Raw genomic sequence first — 17,935 nt, 5'->3', positions numbered from 1 at the left:
CCTACCCCCCCCCTTCACTCTTAACTTAACGTGTTCGGGTTGTGTTTCGTGGCCGGGGTGGGGGGGGGGGGGTGCCCCCCCCCCCCCGCGCCCCGACGCGCGTCACACGCCGGGGCCGTACCTCGGCGCGTCACACCCCCGGACCACGCCCTGGAGGCGTCACGACGCCAGCGTCAGCGCGATGTCCACGAGCATGTCCTCCTGGCCGCCCACCAAGCCGCGGCGGCCGCACTCCATGAGCAGGTCCCGGACGCCGACGCCGTAGCGCGCCGAAGCCGCCTCCGCGTGCCGGAGGAACGACGAGTAGACCCCGGCGTAGCCGAGCGTCAGCGTCTCGCGGTCCACCCGTACCGGGCGGTCCTGCAGCGGCCGGACCAGGTCGTCGGCGGCGTCCTGCAGCGCGAACAGGTCGCAGCGGTGCGCGAAGTCCGACAGGTCGGCGACCGCGACGAAGGCTTCCAGCGGGCAGTTCCCCGCCCCCGCTCCGTGTCCGGCCAGGAACGCGTCGACGCGGAAGCAGCCGTTCTCCACCGCGACCACCGAGTTCGCCACCGACAGCGACAGGTTCTCGTGCGCGTGGATGCCGATCTCGGTCTCCGGCCGCAGCACGTCGCGGTAGGCGCGCACCCGGGCGGCGACGTCGTTCATGGTGAGCCGGCCGCCCGAGTCGGTGATGTACACGCAGTGCGCGCCGTACGACTCCATCAGCCGCGCCTGCTCGGCGAGTTCGGCGGGCGGCGCCATGTGCGACAGCATCAGGAAGCCCGACACGTCCATGCCGAGTTCGCGTGCCGCCGCGATGTGCTGGGCCGAGATGTCCGCCTCGGTGCAGTGCGTGGCCACCCGGACCGAGCGGACGCCGAGGTCGTACGCCTGCCGCAGCTCGCGGATCGTGCCGACCCCGGGCAGCAGCAGCGTGGTCAGCCGGGCGCGTTCCAGGACCGAGGCGGCCGCCTCGATCCACGCCCAGTCGGTGTGCGAGCCGGGGCCGTAGTTGAGGGAGCTGCCGGCGAGGCCGTCGCCGTGCGCGACCTCGATGGCGTCCACGCCGGCCCGGTCGAGGGCGGCGACGATGCGCTGGACGTCCTCGGTCGAGATGCGGTGCCGGACGGCGTGCATGCCGTCCCGCAGGGTGACGTCCTGGACGAAGATCGGGGTGCTCACGAGGTCGCCTCCACGGGCTGCCGGACGGTGCTGCCGGACGCGCCCGAGGCCGCGATGCGGTCCCCGACGCGCAGCGCCGCCGAGGTCATGATGTCGAGATTGCCCGCGTACGCGGGCAAGTAGTGTGCGGCGCCCTCGACTTCGAGGAACACCGAGACCTGGTGGGTCGGCCGCGCGCTGCCCGGCTCGACCAGCGTGTCCAGCGGCTGGTCCGCGGGCACCGGGGCCACCTGGACTTCCTGCTTGAGCCGGTACCCGGGCACGTACTCGGCGACCGAGGCGACCATCGACGCGACGGCGCCCCGGATCGCTTCCTCGATGTCGGACCCGGCCTCGGAAGCGGCGTCGCCGCCCGGCGCGTGCACGAGCGCGAACACCGTGTCCCGCATGATCAGCGGCGGTTCCGCCGGGTTGAGCACGATGATCGCCTTGCCGCGCCGCGCCCCGCCGACCTCGACGATGGCCGCCGACGTCGTCTCGGTGAACTCGTCGATGTTCGCGCGCGTGCCCGGTCCGGCGGACTTCGACGCGATGGACGCCACGATCTCGGCGTACGCGACCGGCGCCACGCTCCCGATCGCCGCGACCACCGGAATCGTCGCCTGGCCCCCGCAGGTGACCATGTTGACGTTGTCCGCGTCGAGGTGCGCGTCCAGGTTGACCGCCGGAACGACGTACGGCCCCAGTGCGGCCGGCGTCAGGTCGACGAGCCGCTTGCCATACGGCCGCAGCCGCTCCGCGTTGTGCTGGTGCGCCCTCGCCGACGTGGCGTCGAACACGATCTCGATCTCGTCGAACCCGGGCAGCGCGATCAGCCCGTCGACGCCCTCGTGGGTGGTCGGGACGCCGAACCGGCGTGCGCGGGCCAAGCCCTCCGACTCCGGGTCGATGCCGACCATCGCGCCCATTTCCAGGTGCTCGCTGGTGCGCAGCACCTTGATCATCAGGTCGGTGCCGATGTTGCCGGACCCGATGACGGCGACCTTGGTCTTGCTCATGCGTCCTCCTCGACAGAGCCAACCGAACCGACGGACCCAACCGGACCGGCCGCTCCGACGGACGCCGGTGCGCCCGACGGCCCGAAAACCACCGCCACCGTCCCCAGCCCGCCGATGTCCGCCGTGACCGCGTCCCCGGCGCCCACCGGCCGCATCGGCCCCAGCGCGCCGGACAGGATCACCTGTCCGGCCCGCAGCGGCTCGCCCAGTTCGCGTGCCAGGCGGGCGAGCCAGGCGACCGCCTCGATCGGGTCGCCCAGGCAGGCGGCGCCGCTTCCGGTGGAGACCACCTCGTCTCCGATGCGCATCACCATCGCCGCGTCGCGCGGGGTGAACGCGTCGAGGCCCTGGTGGACGGTGCCGAGCACGTAGGCGCCCGCCGACGCGTTGTCGGCCACCGTGTCGGCGAAGCTGATGTCCCAGTCCGCGATCCGGCTGCCGCAGATCTCCAGGGCCGCCACCGCGTAGTCGATCGCCGCGTGCACCTGGGCGTAGTCGAGGGGGCCGTCGGCGAGGTCGGCGCCGAGGACGAAGGCCACCTCGGCCTCGACACGCGGCTGGAGCACGGCGTCGGCGGGCACGACATCGCCGTCGGCGTACGCCATGTCCGCGAACAGCACGCCGAAGTCGGGGCGGTCCACCTTGAGTTGCCGCTGCACGGCTTCCGAGGTCAGTCCGATCTTGCGGCCCACGACGCGGGCGCCGCGGGCGAGCCGGTCGTCGACGGTCCGTCGCTGGACGGCGTAGGCGGCCTCGAGGTCGTCGGGCGCGATCAGGTCGCGCACCGGGGCGCACGGGCGGCCCTTCGCGGCGGCCTCGAGGAGCCGTTCGGCGGCGTTCCGCACCGCGTCGGCACCGTGGGGGAGAGCACTGGTCATGGTCAGCATCGTCGGCGGCGCCGGGAAAGCGCGGCAAGCACCTCGTCTCGCTGAGCGATACGCTGCACGGATGTCCGCAAGCCCCGACCACGCCACCGTGCTGAGCAAAGCCACCGCGATCCTGGACGCGTTCACCGTCGACGACCGCACCGTCCCGCTCGCCGAGTTGGTGCGCCGCACGGGCCTGCACAAGGCCACCGTGCACCGGCTCGCGAACGAGCTGGTCGGCTTGCGGCTGCTGGACCGGGAGCCGGACGGCTACCGGCTGGGCGGAGGCCTGTTCGAACTGGGCATGCGCGCCTCGGCCGAGCGCGGGCTGCTGGAACTGGCGATGCCGTTCCTCCAGGACCTGTACGAGCGCACCCACGAGATCGTCCATCTCGGCGTCCGCGAAGGCACGGACGTCGTGTACGTCGCCAAGATCGGCGGCCACCGCCAAGCCCGCACCCCGTCCCGGGTCGGCGGCCGCATGCCCATGCACTGCACGGGCATCGGCAAGGTGCTGCTCGCCCACGCGGGCGACGACCTGCGCCGCGAGGTCCTTTCCGGGCCGCTGGTCCGGCGGACCCCGCACACCGTGGTCGCCCCCGGGGCGCTGCGCCGCCAGTTGGACGCGGCGCTGGAGACCGGCGTGGCGTTCGAGTACGAGGAGTCCACGGTCGGCCTGGTCTGCGTCGCCGCGCCTGTCCTCGGCCCGGGTGGCGAACCCGTGGCGGCGATCAGCGTCGCCGGCCCGTCGCCGCGGTTCCGCCCCGACACGCACGTGGCCGCGCTGCGCGCCGCGGCGACCGCGCTCGGCGGCGTGCTGGCGCGCCGCGACGCGCGGAGCTGACCCGGCCGGCCGGGCACCACCGAACGCCCGCCGCGCACGGCGCAACGCCGCAAGGCGATGTCGGCACCGCGGGCAGCGGGAGCCCGACGATGCCTGCCTTCAGATCGGCGGCTTCGGCGGTCCCCAGTCGGCCAAACGACTCGCTAGACCGCCCTCTGCCACGTCGCCGCGATCACGAACTCCGCGATGGCGTGCACAAATTCATCGTCGAGGGTGCGGTCGGTGACGACCGATCGGTGGACCATCGGGCCCGCGATCATCTCGATGACGAAGTCGGGGTCGCAGTCGGCGGCCACGTCGCCGCGGCGGCGGGCGCGGAGTGCGGGTTCGCGGAGTTGGCCGGCGATGCGGCGCCAGGTGGTGTGGAGTTCGTCGCGGAGGCCGTGGTCGTCCACGTTGGCGAAGACGATGGTGCGGAGCAAGGCCCGCGTGTACTCCTGGCGTTGGAGTGCCGCGAAGGCGGTGCAGAAGGCGCGGACGTCGTCGGGCCACGAGCCGGTGTCGGGCAGGTCGAGGTGGGTGCGCTGCCAGTCGGCGGTCGCCTCGCGGACCAGCGCGGTCCGGGTGGGCCAGTGCCGGTAGAGCGTGGCCTTGTGGACGTCGGCGCGTTCGGCGATGCGTTCCATCCGGAACCCGGCGTAGCCGTGCGCGACCAGTTCGTCGCGGACCGCCCCGAGGACGGCGTCGCGGACCCCGGCGGCCGGACCCGGCGGCCTCCCGCGTCCGCGTGCGGGGCGCTTCACCGGGATGCCGGTAGGCACGTCGGCCGGGGCGCCACTCGGGCCGTCGGTCGGAACGCCGCCCGCGACGTCCGCCGCATGTGCCGTCATCTCGATCCCCTCCCTCGCGTGCCCGTCACCCCTCGTGCGCCGCCTGCCGGTCGGAACGGTATCCCTTGCCGCCTCATCCATTATCTGCGACCATCCGTCGCAATTAATAGGGGGCGGCGTTCCGGGCCCGGGCAGGGCCTCGGCAGGGCGCCGCCGCGAGGACGGTAGAGGACGGTAGGAGACCCGTGACACGAGCAGTCCTGGCAGGCGCGGCCGGCGATGCGTCGGTGCTCGAGACCGCCGAGATACCCACGCCGAAGCCCGGGCCGGGCGAGGTCCTGGTGCGGACCGCCTACGCCGGGGTCAACTTCGCCGACGTGTTCATGCGCAGCGGTGCCGCCCACACGCCGTTTCCCCTGGTGCCCGGAGTGGAGGGCTCGGGCGTGGTCGCGGCCGTCGGGGACGGCGTGGACACGGTGGCGCCCGGCGACCGGGTGGCGTGGGCGCCGGTGAAGCAGGCGTCGAGCGTGGGCTCGTATGCCGAGTACACGGTGATCGGGGCCGCCCAGGCGATCCCCGTGCCCGACGACGTGTCGTTGGAGACCGCCGCGGCGGCGCTGCTCCAGGGGCTGACCGCGCACTACCTCGTGCACGACCAATTCCCCGTGGGGCCGGGCGTGTCGGTGCTCGTGCACGCGGCGGCCGGCGGGACCGGTCGGACAGCGGCGCGCTGGCTCAAGCGGCTGGGCGCGACCGTGTACGGCACGGTCGGCGGGCCCGCGAAGGCCGCCTCGGCCCGCGCCGCCGGGGTCGACCACGTCGTCGACTACACGAACACCGACTTCGCCGCCGAGATCCTGCGGCTGACCGACGGCCGCGGCGTCGACTACATCATCGACGGGGTCGGCGCCGGCACCTTCCGCGGCAATCTGAAGGCCGTCGCCGACCGCGGGCGGATCTGCGTCTTCGGGCAGGCGTCCGGCGCGCCCGAGGCGTTCTCGCCGCTGGAGCTGGTGCCGCGGTCGATCACCGTGTCCGGCGGGTACATGACGAACTTCCTCCGCGACCGCGCCGAGGTCCTCAAAAAGGCCGACGACGTGTGGCGCGGGGTCCGCGAAGGATGGCTGGCGCCGCACGTGCACGCCGTCCTCCCCTTGGCGGAAGCCGCGGAAGCGCACCGGCTGCTGGAGAGCCGCGGCACCACCGGAAAGCTCGTCCTGGCCGTCGGCGTTGCGGAATGAGCATCGAACTCACCACCAACTGCCTGCAGATCGAGTCCGCCGTCCGCGATGTCCCGGCCGCGTGCGCGGAGTTCGAGAGGCTGCTTGGGGCGGGGCCGATCGAGCAGGAGCTGGTGCGCCGTATCACCGGCGTCGTCCTGGACATCGACCACCGCGGGTGCGGCGACGCGATGTTCCAGTTCTGCAGCCCGCTGCGTGAGGGCATCTTCACCGCCGAGGAGCTGCGCCGTGCCGGGCCGTGCGTCAGCAACCTGACCTTCTTCGTGGCCGACGCGCCGGACACCCGCCGGATCCTGGAAGACGCCGGCGCCACAACGCGCATGGCCTGGCAGACCGTCGGCGGCTCGTGGACGAAGTACCTCGGCGAGGGCAACGCCAAACCGGACGGCGAACTCGCCGAAGGCTTCTACATGGGCGCCCGGCACCTGTTCGGCTTCGACTTCGAGTTCTCCGAAGCGCCGTGGATCGACGCGGCGAAGCAGCAGTACATGTACCCGGCCTTCACCTACCCGCGCCCCCGCATCGACGCCAAGGTCGGCCGGCTCCGGCGGCTGCGCGTCCTGGTCGACGACCTCGACCACTACCTCGGCAACCTGGTCCGCCTGATCGCCGCCGGGGACCGCACCGACCCGTACGGCCACCGGGCCGACGCGGCGTCCCGGTCCGCGCGCATCGCCCTGCGCGGCCTCGAACTGGAGTACGTCCAGCCGCTCGCGGACGGCCCCCTCGCCGAACGCCTGAACGAAACCGGCGCCGGGATCACCACCGCGGTGTTCGCGGCCGACGACCCCGCCGCCTGGCCGGCCACCGCCTTCACCCGGCGTGACGTCCTCGGTTTCGACGTGGAACTGGAGGGCCCGTCCGGGCCGGCCTGACCGGTCGGGGGTGAAGACCTCAGACGGCCCGCATCCCCCGCGCCTCGGCGATCTCGGCCCCGGCCGCGGAGCCGAGCAGGCCGAGCACCTCCCGGGCCCGCGCCGGATCCTCCGACACCGTCATCACGGCCCCGCCGAACGTGGACGCGATGGCGGTGTCGCCCGGCAGCGGGCCGACGACGAACACGCCAGGCAGATCCATCAGTTCGCTGTGCTGCTGCAACGCCAGGCCGGCCTCGCCGGACGCCAGCAGCGTGCCCACCGGCACCCCCGGCGGGGCCTGCACGAGCCGGTCGCCGAGTGCGTCGGCGAGCCCGAGGCGCGCGATCAGCTCGATCAGCGCTGTTCCGCTCGGGCCGGTCGAGTAGGCGATCCGCTCGGTGTCGAGGAGCGCGGCGCGCAGGTCGGCTTCTTTGGCCAGCGGCGGGACGGGTGCGCCGGTCGGCACGGCGACGACGACCTGCGACACCCACAGCGGCCGCACCGTGGCGGCGACGACATGGCCCTCGCGCGCCAGCTCGGCCAGCGCGCCTTCGGCCAGCACGGCCACGTCGCCCGGCGCGCCGTCGCGGACCCGCTGGGCGATCGCTACACCGCCGCCCGCCTCGAACTCCACGGGGATCCCGTGCGCTTCCCCGATGTGCGCGGCCAGCTCGGCCAGGATCTGCCGCGTCGCCATCGAGGACAGCCCACGGATCTGTCGGTTCTGCCGGTCCACGTTGTCGCCTCCTTGCGTCGGCGCGCATCGTACGGCCTGCGGCGGCGTCCGCGATCAACCGGTCGGTGCGATCACCCGGTCTGGGACACTGACCGGGTGAGCACAACGCGGAGCACGGCGGCGGGCAAAGTCCTCAAGGTCCTGTCGACCTTCGACCGCGAACACCAGACGCAGACGCTGTCCGAGATCGCCCAGCGCACCGACCTGCCGATGAGCACCGCGCACCGCGTCGTCATGGAACTCGCCGGGTGGGGCGCGATCGAACGCGGAGACGACGGGTCGTGGCACGTAGGGCTCCGGCTGTGGGAGATCGCGTCCGGCTGCCCGCAGACGCAGATCCTGCGCGATGTGGCGCTGCCGTTCATGCAGGACCTCTACGAGGGCACGCACGAGAACATCCAGCTCGCCGTCCGCGAGGGAACCGAGCTGGTGTTCGTCGAACGCATCGCCGGGCACCGCTCGGTCGAGCTGGTGACGATGGTCGGCTCCCGGTTCCCCATCGGCTCCACCGGCATGGGCCGGGTTCTCCTCGCACACGCCCCCCGGCACATCCAGGACGCGGTCCTCGACGCCCCGCTGCGCTCGTGGACCCCGCACACCGTCACCGACCCGAAGACGCTGCGCGGCCAGCTGGTCCGCATCCGCCGCGAGCAGGTCTTCGTCAGCGACCGGCAGCTGTCGGAGAGCACCGTCGCGGTGGCCGCCGCGGTGCGGATCGGCCGCACCGGGCCGGTGACCGCGGCGCTGGGCATCGTCATCGCGGCGGGCAACGCGAGCCGGGCGCGCGGGCTGCGCGAACCGGCGCTGCGGGCGGCCTTCGCCATCTCCGACGAGCTGGGCCGCCGGGCCAAGACCACCGGCTGACAGCGTTTCCGCCTGCCGGAATCCCGGCCGATCCGGCGGGTGGGTTTCCGTCTGACGGAAACGCGGCTGACCGCGGAGGGTGAAGGCTGCCAGCGTTCCGGGTAACCGCGCAGTTCAGCAGTCACCCGGGAGAACCCCATGGCCGATGCCGCCGTCGATTCCGTCACGCCGGTCCCCGTTGCGATAGTCGGGGCCGGTCCGGCCGGCCTGATGCTCGCGCACCTGCTCGGCCGCGCCGGAATCGAGACGATCGCCCTCGACACACGCACCCGGCACGAGATCGAGAACACCCAGCGGGCCGGCATCCTCGAAGCCGACGTCGCCCGCGACCTGGTCGAGACCGGCGTCTCCGACCGGATCCTGGCCGACGGCTACGAACACGAGGGCGTCGAACTGCGCTTCGGCGGCCAGGCGCACCGCATCGACTTCCAGGACCTGGTCGGCGAGTCCGTGTGGCTCTACCCGCAGACCGACGTCTTCATCGACCTCGCGAACGCCCGGCAGCGCGACGGCGGCACGGTCCTCTTCGGCATCAAGGACACCGAAGTCCTGGACATCACCACCGGCAACCCGCGGGTCCGCTACACCGCGGCGGACGGCACCCGGCACGAGATCCGGGCCCGGTACGTGGTCGGCGCCGACGGCTCGCGCAGCATGTGCCGCGGCCTGGTCCCCGAGGACCGCCGGGTGCGCTACGGCAAGGAATACCCCTTCGCCTGGTTCGGGATCCTGACCGAGGCGCCGATGAGCGCGCCCGAGCTGATCTACGCCCACTCCGAGCACGGCTTCGCGCTCATCAGCCAGCGCACCGAGACCGTGCAGCGCATGTACTTCCAGTGCGACCCGGAAGAGAACGTCGACGCGTGGCCGGACGACCGCATCTGGGAGACCCTCCAGGCCCGGGTGGCCGGCCCGGACGGCTTCCGCCTCAAGGAAGGCCCGGTCTTCGAGAAGTCCGTGCTGAAGTTCCGCTCGTTCGTGCAGGAGCCGATGCGCTGGGGCTCGATGGTGCTGGCCGGCGACGCCGCGCACACCGTCCCGCCGACCGGCGCCCGCGGCCTCAACCTGGCGCTGCACGACGTCAAGGTGCTCGCCAAGGTCCTCGTGCGGGCGCTCGGCAGCGAAGGCGAGAACGCGCTGGACGACTACCAGCCGCAGGCCCTGCAGCGGGTGTGGCGGGCGCAGAACTTCTCGTACTGGATGACCCAGATGCTGCACACCGCCCCCGGCGGCTCCGACTACGACCTGCGCCGCCAGCTCGGCGAGCTGGACAACGTGGTCGGCACCCGGGCGGGCCGGACCTACCTGGCCGAGCAGTACACCGGCTGGCCCATCCGCCCCAACGCCTGACCCGCCCCAAAGCCTGACCCGCCCGGACCCCTGACCCGCCCGACGCGCGACCCCCGAGGAGAGCACGCATGATCATCGACTGCCACGGGCACTTCACCACCGCCCCGCCGCAGCTCGCGGAATGGCGGGACCGGCAGGTGGCGGCGGTCGGCGACCCGCGCAACGCCCCCGACCCCGACGACCTGGTCATCAGCGACGACGACCTGCGCCAGGCCGTCGAGGGCAACCAGCTGCGGCTCATGGACGAGCGCGGCAGCGACCTGACGGTCTTTTCCCCGCGCGCCAGCTTCATGGCCCACCACATCGGCGACTTCGCGGTCTCCTCGGCCTGGGCGCGGATCTGCAACGACCTGGTCCACCGGGTGAGCACGCTGTACCCGGACCGGTTCGCGACCGGCGCGATGCTGCCGCAGTCGCCCGGCGTCGACCCGGCCACCTGTCTGCCGGAACTGCGCCGCGCGGTCGAGGAACTCGGCGCGGTCACGGTCAACCTCAACCCGGACCCGTCCGGCGGCAAGTGGACCGCCCCGCCGCTGACCGACCGCAGCTGGTATCCGATCTACGAGGCCATGGCCGAGTACGACATCCCGGCGATGATCCACGTCAGCACCTCGTGCAACCCGGCCTTCCACACCACCGGCGCGCACTACCTCAACGCCGACACCACCGCGTTCATGCAGCTCGTCCAGGGCGACCTGTTCCAGGACTTCCCGACGCTGAAGTTCGTGATCCCGCACGGCGGCGGCGCGGTGCCCTACCACTGGGGCCGCTTCCGCGGGCTGGCGATGGCCCTGGGCAAGCCGGACCCGGAGACGCTGCTGGACAACGTCTTCTTCGACACCTGCGTCTACCACCAGCCCGGCATCGACCTGCTCACCCAGGTCATCCCCAGCAGCTCGGTGCTGTTCGCCAGCGAGATGATCGGCGCCGTCCGCGACATCGACCCGCGCACCGGCCACTACTTCGACGACACCAAGCGGTACGTCGAAGCCACCCCGAACCTCACCGACGCCGACCGCGAAGCCGTCTACTCCGGCAACGCCCTGCGCGTCCACCCCCGCCTCGCCGCCCGCCTCGCCGCGGCCGGCCGCTGAACCGCCGATCCCAGGAGACAGGACACATGGAGCACACCGAGATCGGCGTCGTCCACACGGCGATCACCCGGGCCGAACCGGAAGCCGTCGCGGCACTGTCGCAGTTCGGCGTGGCGACGATCCACGAAGCCATGGGCCGCGTCGGCCTCATGCGCCCGTATATGCGCGGCGTCTACCCGAAGGCCCGCCTGTGCGGGACCGCGGTGACCGTGCTGCTGCAGCCCGGCGACAACTGGATGCTGCACGTCGCCGCCGAGCAGATCAAGGAAGGCGACGTCGTCGTCGCGGCCTGCACGACCGAGAGCGAGGACGGCTTCTTCGGCGAGCTGCTCGCCACGTCGTTCCGCGCCCGCGGCGCCAAGGGCCTGGTCATCGACGGCGGCGTCCGCGACGTCGCCGACCTGGAGGACATGGACTTCCCGGTGTTCTCCCGCGCGATCAACGCCAAGGGCACCGTCAAGGCCACCCTCGGCTCGGTCAACGTGCCGGTCGTCTGCGCCAACGCCCTCGTGCGCCCCGGCGACGTGGTGGTCGCCGACATCGACGGCGTCGTCGTGGTGCCGCGCGAGCGCGCCGCCGAGGTCGCCGCCGCGTCCGCGAAGCGCGAAGCCAACGAAGAAGGCAAGCGGCAGCAGTTCCGCGCCGGCGAGCTGGGCCTGGACATGTACGGCATGCGCGGCCCACTGGCCGAGCTGGGCCTGCGGTACGAGGACTGACCATGACCGACACGTTCGAGAAGACCCCCGGCTGGCTCGACTGGTACGCCGATCCGAGCCGCCCGCGGTACGAACTCCCCGAAGGCGCCGTCGACGCACACTGCCACGTCTTCGGCCCCGGCGCGGAGTTCCCGTACGCCCCCGAGCGCAAGTACACCCCGTGCGACGCGTCCAAGGCGCAGCTCTTCGCGCTCCGCGACCACCTCGGCTTCTCCCGCAACGTGGTCGTGCAGGCGACCTGCCACGGCGCCGACAACCGCGCCATGGTCGACGCCCTGAATGCTTCCGGCGACCTGGCCCGCGGCGTCGCCACGGTGAAGCCCGGCGTCTCCGACGAGGAGCTGCGCGAGCTGCACGAGGCGGGCGTCCGCGGCGTGCGGTTCAACTTCGTCAAGCGGCTCGTCGACGCGGCGCCGCGCGAGGACCTGTGGGACGTCGTCGAGCGGATCAAGCCGTACGGCTGGCACGTGGTCGTCTACTTCGAGGCCGCCGACCTCGCCGACCTGCGCGACTTCTTCCTCGGCATCCCGGTGCCGCTGGTCGTCGACCACATGGGCCGCCCGGACGTCGCGAAGGACCCGCACGGCCCCGAGTTCGAGGCGTTCGTCGACTTCATGCGCGCCCGCCCGGACATCTGGTGCAAGGTCACCTGCCCGGAGCGCCTCTCGGAGAGCGGCCCGCGCGCCCTCGACGGAGAGCGGAACGCCTACCGCGACGTCGTACCGTTCGCCCGCCGCATCGTCGAGGAGTTCCCCGACCGCGTGCTCTGGGGCACCGACTGGCCGCACCCCAACCTCAAGGACCACATGCCGGACGACGGCCTGCTGGTCGACTTCATCCCGCACATCGCCCCCACCCCGGAACTCCGGCACAAGCTGCTCGTGGACAACCCGATGCGCTTGTACTGGCCGGACGCCGGCTGACCCCCGGAACGATTGGAGCCGCCGCCATGGCATTGGACCGGACGTACCGCCTGGTTCCGGGGACGACGATCTTCGACGCCGACCAGGCCGCGAAGGGATACCACCTCAACCAGTTCTGCATGTCGCTCATGAAGGCGGAGAACCGCGCCCGGTTCCTCGCCGACCAGCGCGCCTACCTGGACGAGTGGCCGCTGCGCGAGGAGCAGAAGCAGGCGCTGCTCGACCGCGACCTCAACGCCGCGATGCGCGAGGGCGGCAACATCTACTTCCTCGCGAAGTGGGGCGCCGCGCTGGGACTGTCGTTCCAGCAGATGGCCGGGTCGATGACCGGCATGACCGAGCAGGAATACCGCGACATGATGGTCGGCGGCGGACGCGCCCTCGAGGGCAACCGCATCGACCACGCCGTCCTCGACGCCGCGTACGCCGACCAGGCGCCGCCCGCCGAGCACGCCGTGATCACCGGCGCCGTGTTCACCTCGCACGTGCCCGCGATCGGCGCGGCCCTCGACCACGGCAAGACCGAAGAGCCTTACTGGAAGCCGGTCTTCGCGGGCTACGACTACGCCAAGCAGTGGGAGAAGGACGACCTGCCCGACGTGGTCTTCCTGGTCTACAACGACCACGCCACCGCGTTCGACTCGTCGATCATCCCGACGTTCGTGCTCGGCACCGGCGCCGCCTACCCGACCGCCGACGAGGGCTACGGCCCCCGCCCGGTGCCCGGCATCGAAGGCGACCCCGACCTGGCCGCGCACATCGCGCACTCGCTCATCCAGGACGACTTCGACCTGACGCTCGTCAACGAGATGCCGGTCGACCACGGCCTGACCGTGCCGCTGTCCCTCATGTTCGGCGACGTGGCGAAGTGGCCGGTCAAGGTCATCCCGTTCCACGTCAACGTCGTGCAGTACCCGGTGCCGTCCGGCGCCCGGTGCTTCAAGCTCGGCCGGGCGCTGCGCAAGGCCATCGAGTCCTACGACCGGCCGCTCAAGGTCCAGGTGTGGGGCACCGGCGGCATGAGCCACCAGCTCCAGGGCCCGCGCGCGGGTTTGATCAACCGCGAGTGGGACAACGCGTTCCTCGACAAGCTGATCGAAGACCCCGCGGGCCTGGCGCAGGTGCCGCACCTGGAGTACGTCGAGCAGGCGGGGTCGGAAGGCATCGAGCTGGTCATGTGGCTCATCGCGCGCGGCGCGATGAGCGACGTCGACGGCTCGGGCGAGGTCGAGGTCAAGCACCGCTTCTACCATGTGCCGGCGTCGAACACCGCCGTCGGCCACTTGATCCTGGAGAACCACCCGCGGGCCGCGGAGCCCGCCGAAGGAGTGTCATGACTGACGAGCAGACCGTCCGCATCGCCCTCGCCGGAGGCGGCGCGTTCGGCGCCAAGCACGCGGCCGCGCTCAAGCGGATCGAGGGCGTCGAGGTCGTCGCCGTCGTGAGCAGCACCCTGGAGAGCGCCGAGCGGTTCGCCGCCGAGCAGGGCGTCGGCCGCGGCGTCGCCACCCTCGACGAGGTGCTGGCGATGGACGACGTCGACGCCGTCATCCTCGCCACCCCCACCCAGATGCACGCCGCGCAGACCATCGCGTGCCTGGAAGCCGGCAAGCACGTCCAGGTGGAAATCCCGCTGGCCGACTCGCTCGCCGACGCCGAGGCCTGCCTGGAAGCCCAGCAGCGCACCGGCCTGGTCGCGATGGTCGGGCACACCCGCCGGTTCAACCCGAGCCACCAGTGGGTCAAGCGCCGCATCGAGGCGGGCGAGTACGGCATCCAGCAGATGGACGTCCAGACGTACTTCTTCCGCCGCAAGAACCTCAACGCGCTCGGCCGGCCGCGCTCCTGGACCGACCACCTGCTGTGGCACCACGCCGCACACACCGTCGACCTGTTCGCCTACCAGACCGGCTCGCCGATCGTGCAGGCCAACGCGATCCAGGGCCCGATCCACCCCGAGCTGGGCATCGCCATGGACATGTCGATCCAACTGCGCGCGGAGAACGGCGCCATCTGCACCCTGTCGCTGTCCTTCAACAACGACGGGCCGCTCGGCACCTTCTTCCGCTACATCGGCGACACGGGCACCTACATCGCCCGCTACGACGACCTGTTCACCGGAAAGGACGAGCCGATCGACGTCAGCGGCGTCGCCGTCTCGATGGACGGCATCGAACTCCAGGACCGCGAGTTCGTCGCCGCCATCCGCGAAGGCCGCGAGCCCAACTCGTCCCTCGCGCAGGTGCTGCCCTGCTACCGCACGCTTGCCGCCCTCGAAGCGCAGCTCACCGCTGCCGCGACCGCGTGATCCCCGCCCCGGCGGCCGGTCCGGCCCGCACCCCGCGCCGGATCGGCCCCTTCGAGGTCCCCGCGATCGGGCTCGGCTGCATGAACGTCAGCCACGCCTACGGCATCGCCCCCTCCACGGAGGACGCCGAACGGCTGCTGCGCACGGCCGTCTCGGAGGGCGTCACGCTCTTCGACACCGCCGCGCTCTACGGCTTCGGCGCCAACGAGGAACTCGTCGGCCGCGTGCTCGCCGACCACCGGGACGCGGTCGTGCTGGCCAGCAAGTGCGGCATGACCGGCGTGAACGGGCAGCGCGTCATCGACGGCCGCCCCGACACCATTCGGCGCACCGCCGACGAGGCCCTGACCCGGCTCAAGACCGACGTCATCGACCTCTACTACCTGCACCGGTTCGACCGGCAGGTACCGATCGAGGACAGCGTCGGCGCGATGGCCGACCTGGTCGCGGCCGGGAAGGTGCGCACGCTCGGTCTCTCCGAGGTCTCCGCCGACACGCTGCGCAAGGCGCACGCCATGCACCCGATCGCGGCGCTTCAGAACGAGTACAGCCTGTGGTCGCGCAACCCGGAGCAAGGCACGCTCGCCGCGGCGGCCGAACTCGGCGTCGCCCTCGTCGCGTTCAGCCCGCTCGCGCGCGGCTTCCTGACGGCCGCTCCGCCGGATCCGGCGACGCTGCCGGAGAAGGACATCCGGCGGAACATGCCGCGGTTCGCCGCGGACAACTACGCCGCGAACCTGGAGCTGCACGCGCGGATCGCGGACATCGCCCGCGACGCCGGCTGCACCCCCGCGCAGCTCGCGCTCGCGTGGGTACTGTCGCGCGGCGAGCACGTCGTCGCCATCCCGGGCACGCGTTCGATCGCCCACCTGCGCGAGAACATGGCCGTCCTGGAACTCGACGTGCCCGCCGCGGCACTGGAGGCGGCCGGGCAGGTGCTGAACGCGGAGACCGTGCACGGGTCCCGCTACAACGACGCCACGCTGGCGGAGATCGACACGGAGCGCTGCGGCACCGCCGGGTGACCTGGGGCGACCTGGGGTGACCTGGGCTTTTGTCGGCCCCGGGCGGGAGGTTCCCCTCCGGCCCGGGGCCGTTTCGCGACCGCGGATGCAGTGATCAGGAATCGAGAAGCGCTGCCGTAGGCCCCGTCCCTAGCGTGGTTCACGAAGGAACGAACACAACGCAAGGGATACGGCATGAAGGCGAACGTCAGCGCGATCCTCCTCGGCGTCCGGGACATGGAGGCGTCGAAGCGGTTCTACACCGAAGGCCTCGGCTGGAAGATCGAGAACGACTACGGCATCTCGGTCTTCTTCGCCCCGGACGGCGGCACCCCCGTCGGCTTCTACGGCCGCGAAGGCCTCGCCGACCTGGTGGGCACCAGCCCCGAGGGCAACGGCTTCAGCGGGCTCGTCCTCACCTACGTGGTCCGCGAGCAGACCCGCATCGACGAGATCATGGAGGAAGCGGCCAAGGCCGGCGCCACGATCCTCAAGCCCGCCGGGGACCTGCAGTGGGGCGGCTACGGAGGCTCGTTCGCGGACCTCGACGGATACATCTGGAACCTCGGCTACAGCGCGCAGGGCGACAACCAGAACTACGCCGAGTAGCCCCGGAGACCGCCCGCCCCCCCCGCACCCGCGTGGTGCGCGGGGCCGGGCGCAAACGGTGCACTTCGCCTACGAGTTGGCCCGGAAGGACGTTTCCGGTTGGCCACCGTGCGGTTGGGCAAGGCATGTGACTATGCCTCTCGGACTCGCGCTCCCGCAGTACGGCCGCTTCGCCGACCCATCCGCGACCGTCCGCGTCGCCGCCGCGGCGGAAGACCTCGGATACGACCGCTTGTGGGTCGGCGACCGGATCCTCGTCGCGACCGCACCGCAGACCGGCTACCCGGGGGCCGGGACCGCGATCCCCGACGCGCACCGCACGTTCCTCGACCCCCTCACGCTGCTGACCGTCGCCGCCGGCGCGACCCGGCACGCCCGGCTGGGCACCAGCACGCTGAACGCCTTGTGGCAGCCGCCCGTGCTGTTGGCCCGCACCCTGACCACCCTCGACATCCTCAGCGGCGGCCGCCTCGACGTCGGCATCGGGCTGGGCTGGTCCCGCGACGAGTACCAGGCCGTCGGCGTGCCGTGGACGGGCAAGGGCGCACGGCTGGAAGAGACCCTCGACGTCCTGGACCGGGCCTGGACCGGCGGCGCCGACGTCCGGCACAGCGGCGAGCTGTGGACGGTGCCGCCGTCGGCGATCCTGGCGCGTCCGGTGCAGCATCCGCGCCCGCCCGTTCTGCTGGGCGGCCGGAGCCCCGCCACCTTCGCCCGCATCGGCCGCCGCGCGGACGGCTGGGCCGGCATCGCCCTCCCGGTTCCGGCGCTCCGGCAGGTCCGCGACGACATCCGCGGCCACGCCGCGGCGGCGGGCCGCGACCCCGAGGCACTGCGGTTCGTGGTGCGGGTCAACCCGGTGCTCACCGCGACCGCCGCGCCCGCCGACCAGGTGCCGCACCGCGGCACGGTGGAGCAGGTTGCCGCCTACCTCGGCGAGACGATCGAGGCCTTGGGCGCGGAGCCGCTGATCGACCTGCACTACGCTGCCGACGACGTGGACGAATACCTGGCGTTGGCCGCGGAGTTCCGGCGGTTGCTCGGCAAGGCGACCGGCTGAGGCACCCGGCCCGCGCTCGCCGGCCCGCGCTCACCGCCCCGTGCTGCCGTCCGCGAGTTCGCGGAGGATGTCGGCGTGGCCGGCGTGGCGGCCGGTCTCCTCGATCAGGTGGGTGAGGGCCCACCGGACGCTCGGCCCGCTGCCCGTGCGGCCGGCGCGGGGGAGTGCGGCGCCGAGATCGGCATGGGTGTCGAGGACGGCGTTCGCGCGGGCGACGGCGTCCCGGTAGCGGGCGACGACCTCAGCCGCGCTGTCGTCCGGGTCCGCGTGGAACGTGGCCTGCCAGTCGGCGACTTCGGCACCGAGGAAGGTCGCGCTCTCGACCGCGGTCAGGTGGGTGAGCAGGCCGAGCAGGTTGGTGCCCGACGGGACGGCGGCGGCGCGGGCCTGCGGCTCCGGCGCGCCCTCGACCTTGCGGGCGATGGACGTGCGGAGGTAGTCGAGGAAGCCGCGGAGGACGTCGGCTTCGGTGTTCGCGGTGCGCGGCGGCGGGGTGTCGGTGCGACGGGTGGGCATGCGTTCTCCGGGGGC

General features: G+C 72.3%; 19 protein-coding genes. 13 read left to right on the top strand and 6 right to left on the bottom strand.

What is annotated here, in order from left to right; genetic code table 11:
* Positions 1-159 precede the first annotated feature (159 nt).
* Genes dmpG through ACPA54_RS34580 form a run of 3 tightly spaced genes read right to left on the bottom strand, consistent with a single transcriptional unit; the run spans position 160 to position 3,040 of the window.
* Positions 160-1,164 carry a 4-hydroxy-2-oxovalerate aldolase gene (dmpG, locus tag ACPA54_RS34590; protein ID WP_423535827.1) on the bottom strand — a complete coding sequence of 335 codons (1,005 nt, stop codon included), beginning with the start codon at positions 1,162-1,164 and terminating at the stop codon, positions 160-162.
* Positions 1,161-2,162 (bottom strand): acetaldehyde dehydrogenase (acetylating), encoded by a 1,002-nt coding sequence (locus ACPA54_RS34585; RefSeq protein WP_423535825.1) that lies wholly within the window; start codon positions 2,160-2,162, stop codon positions 1,161-1,163. The genes dmpG and ACPA54_RS34585 overlap by 4 nt, the downstream gene beginning before the upstream one ends.
* Entirely contained in the window at positions 2,159-3,040 is an 882-nt protein-coding gene (locus tag ACPA54_RS34580) for a 2-keto-4-pentenoate hydratase (RefSeq protein ID WP_423535823.1), read from the bottom strand. Before ACPA54_RS34580 ends, ACPA54_RS34585 begins: the two co-directional genes overlap by 4 nt.
* A gap of 70 nt (positions 3,041-3,110) precedes the next feature.
* Between ACPA54_RS34580 and ACPA54_RS34575 the strand changes: the two genes are divergently transcribed.
* Positions 3,111-3,872 (top strand): IclR family transcriptional regulator, encoded by a 762-nt coding sequence (locus ACPA54_RS34575; RefSeq protein WP_345680445.1) that lies wholly within the window; start codon positions 3,111-3,113, stop codon positions 3,870-3,872.
* A 143-nt stretch (positions 3,873-4,015) separates the two neighbouring features.
* Here the strand turns inward: ACPA54_RS34575 and ACPA54_RS34570 are convergent, their stop codons facing one another.
* The gene (locus tag ACPA54_RS34570) at positions 4,016-4,702 is read right to left on the bottom strand and encodes a TetR/AcrR family transcriptional regulator (RefSeq protein WP_423535821.1); all 687 of its coding nucleotides are present in this window, start codon (positions 4,700-4,702) and stop codon (positions 4,016-4,018) included.
* Between the two features lie 185 nt (positions 4,703-4,887).
* Between ACPA54_RS34570 and ACPA54_RS34565 the strand changes: the two genes are divergently transcribed.
* A complete protein-coding gene (locus tag ACPA54_RS34565) occupies positions 4,888-5,883 on the top strand; it encodes a quinone oxidoreductase family protein (RefSeq protein ID WP_423535819.1) in 996 nt (331 codons plus the stop codon).
* Positions 5,880-6,758: a hypothetical protein gene (locus tag ACPA54_RS34560; RefSeq protein ID WP_423535817.1), complete on the top strand. Its 879-nt coding sequence runs from the start codon at positions 5,880-5,882 to the stop codon at positions 6,756-6,758. Before ACPA54_RS34565 ends, ACPA54_RS34560 begins: the two co-directional genes overlap by 4 nt.
* Before the next feature lie 19 nt (positions 6,759-6,777).
* Here ACPA54_RS34560 and ACPA54_RS34555 read toward each other — a convergent pair whose 3' ends face one another.
* Complete coding sequence (locus tag ACPA54_RS34555; RefSeq protein ID WP_423535815.1) at positions 6,778-7,476, bottom strand: substrate-binding domain-containing protein; 699 nt, start codon at positions 7,474-7,476, stop codon at positions 6,778-6,780.
* 96 nt (positions 7,477-7,572) lie between these two features.
* Here ACPA54_RS34555 and ACPA54_RS34550 point away from each other — a divergent pair, with 96 nt between their 5' ends.
* The 10 genes from ACPA54_RS34550 (at position 7,573) to ACPA54_RS34505 (ending at position 17,404) form a co-directional block, all read left to right on the top strand.
* The gene (locus ACPA54_RS34550) at positions 7,573-8,340 is read left to right on the top strand and encodes an IclR family transcriptional regulator (protein WP_423535814.1); all 768 of its coding nucleotides are present in this window, start codon (positions 7,573-7,575) and stop codon (positions 8,338-8,340) included.
* A gap of 138 nt (positions 8,341-8,478) precedes the next feature.
* On the top strand, positions 8,479-9,690 hold the full coding sequence (locus ACPA54_RS34545; RefSeq protein WP_423535812.1) for a 4-hydroxybenzoate 3-monooxygenase: 1,212 nt from the start codon (positions 8,479-8,481) through the stop codon (positions 9,688-9,690).
* A gap of 68 nt (positions 9,691-9,758) precedes the next feature.
* On the top strand, positions 9,759-10,784 hold the full coding sequence (locus ACPA54_RS34540) for an amidohydrolase family protein (RefSeq protein WP_423535811.1): 1,026 nt from the start codon (positions 9,759-9,761) through the stop codon (positions 10,782-10,784).
* Positions 10,785-10,810: 26 nt separating this feature from the next.
* A complete protein-coding gene (gene ligK, locus ACPA54_RS34535; RefSeq protein WP_423535809.1) occupies positions 10,811-11,500 on the top strand; it encodes a 4-carboxy-4-hydroxy-2-oxoadipate aldolase/oxaloacetate decarboxylase in 690 nt (229 codons plus the stop codon).
* Positions 11,501-11,502: 2 nt separating this feature from the next.
* Entirely contained in the window at positions 11,503-12,423 is a 921-nt protein-coding gene (locus tag ACPA54_RS34530) for an amidohydrolase family protein (RefSeq protein WP_423535807.1), read from the top strand.
* Positions 12,424-12,449: 26 nt separating this feature from the next.
* Entirely contained in the window at positions 12,450-13,760 is a 1,311-nt protein-coding gene (gene ligA / locus ACPA54_RS34525; RefSeq protein WP_423535806.1) for a protocatechuate 4,5-dioxygenase subunit alpha, read from the top strand.
* On the top strand, positions 13,757-14,731 hold the full coding sequence (locus ACPA54_RS34520; protein ID WP_423535804.1) for a Gfo/Idh/MocA family oxidoreductase: 975 nt from the start codon (positions 13,757-13,759) through the stop codon (positions 14,729-14,731). Before ligA ends, ACPA54_RS34520 begins: the two co-directional genes overlap by 4 nt.
* Positions 14,728-15,756: an aldo/keto reductase gene (locus ACPA54_RS34515; protein WP_423535802.1), complete on the top strand. Its 1,029-nt coding sequence runs from the start codon at positions 14,728-14,730 to the stop codon at positions 15,754-15,756. The genes ACPA54_RS34520 and ACPA54_RS34515 overlap by 4 nt, the downstream gene beginning before the upstream one ends.
* A gap of 174 nt (positions 15,757-15,930) precedes the next feature.
* Complete coding sequence (locus ACPA54_RS34510; RefSeq protein ID WP_423535800.1) at positions 15,931-16,344, top strand: VOC family protein; 414 nt, start codon at positions 15,931-15,933, stop codon at positions 16,342-16,344.
* Positions 16,345-16,477: 133 nt separating this feature from the next.
* Positions 16,478-17,404, top strand: a complete 927-nt coding sequence (locus ACPA54_RS34505) for a TIGR03619 family F420-dependent LLM class oxidoreductase (protein ID WP_423535798.1) — start codon at positions 16,478-16,480, stop codon at positions 17,402-17,404.
* 30 nt (positions 17,405-17,434) lie between these two features.
* On the opposite strand, the gene ACPA54_RS34500 is transcribed toward ACPA54_RS34505, so the two are convergent.
* Entirely contained in the window at positions 17,435-17,920 is a 486-nt protein-coding gene (locus tag ACPA54_RS34500) for a DinB family protein (protein ID WP_423535797.1), read from the bottom strand.
* Positions 17,921-17,935 lie beyond the last annotated feature (15 nt).

This window comes from Uniformispora flossi (assembly GCF_049534875.1).
GTDB classification, from domain to species: domain Bacteria; phylum Actinomycetota; class Actinomycetes; order Streptomycetales; family Streptomycetaceae; genus Yinghuangia; species Yinghuangia aomiensis.
The sequence above is the reverse complement of the archived record's forward strand: the minus strand, read 5'-3'. Positions and strand labels throughout refer to the sequence as shown.

Bases quoted from the DNA above. Each gene is read 5' to 3' on its own strand.
- ACPA54_RS34585 (WP_423535825.1), bottom strand. From the start codon at position 2,162: ATGAGCAAGACCAAGGTCGCCGTCATCGGGTCCGGCAACATCGGCACC.
- ACPA54_RS34580 (WP_423535823.1), bottom strand. From the start codon at position 3,040: ATGACCAGTGCTCTCCCCCACGGTGCCGACGCGGTGCGGAACGCCGCC.
- ACPA54_RS34575 (WP_345680445.1), top strand. From the start codon at position 3,111: ATGTCCGCAAGCCCCGACCACGCCACCGTGCTGAGCAAAGCCACCGCG.
- ACPA54_RS34570 (WP_423535821.1), bottom strand. From the start codon at position 4,702: ATGACGGCACATGCGGCGGACGTCGCGGGCGGCGTTCCGACCGACGGC.
- ACPA54_RS34560 (WP_423535817.1), top strand. From the start codon at position 5,880: ATGAGCATCGAACTCACCACCAACTGCCTGCAGATCGAGTCCGCCGTC.
- ACPA54_RS34545 (WP_423535812.1), top strand. From the start codon at position 8,479: ATGGCCGATGCCGCCGTCGATTCCGTCACGCCGGTCCCCGTTGCGATA.
- ACPA54_RS34540 (WP_423535811.1), top strand. From the start codon at position 9,759: ATGATCATCGACTGCCACGGGCACTTCACCACCGCCCCGCCGCAGCTC.
- ligK (WP_423535809.1), top strand. From the start codon at position 10,811: ATGGAGCACACCGAGATCGGCGTCGTCCACACGGCGATCACCCGGGCC.
- ACPA54_RS34530 (WP_423535807.1), top strand. From the start codon at position 11,503: ATGACCGACACGTTCGAGAAGACCCCCGGCTGGCTCGACTGGTACGCC.
- ligA (WP_423535806.1), top strand. From the start codon at position 12,450: ATGGCATTGGACCGGACGTACCGCCTGGTTCCGGGGACGACGATCTTC.
- ACPA54_RS34520 (WP_423535804.1), top strand. From the start codon at position 13,757: ATGACTGACGAGCAGACCGTCCGCATCGCCCTCGCCGGAGGCGGCGCG.
- ACPA54_RS34510 (WP_423535800.1), top strand. From the start codon at position 15,931: ATGAAGGCGAACGTCAGCGCGATCCTCCTCGGCGTCCGGGACATGGAG.
- ACPA54_RS34505 (WP_423535798.1), top strand. From the start codon at position 16,478: ATGCCTCTCGGACTCGCGCTCCCGCAGTACGGCCGCTTCGCCGACCCA.
- ACPA54_RS34500 (WP_423535797.1), bottom strand. From the start codon at position 17,920: ATGCCCACCCGTCGCACCGACACCCCGCCGCCGCGCACCGCGAACACC.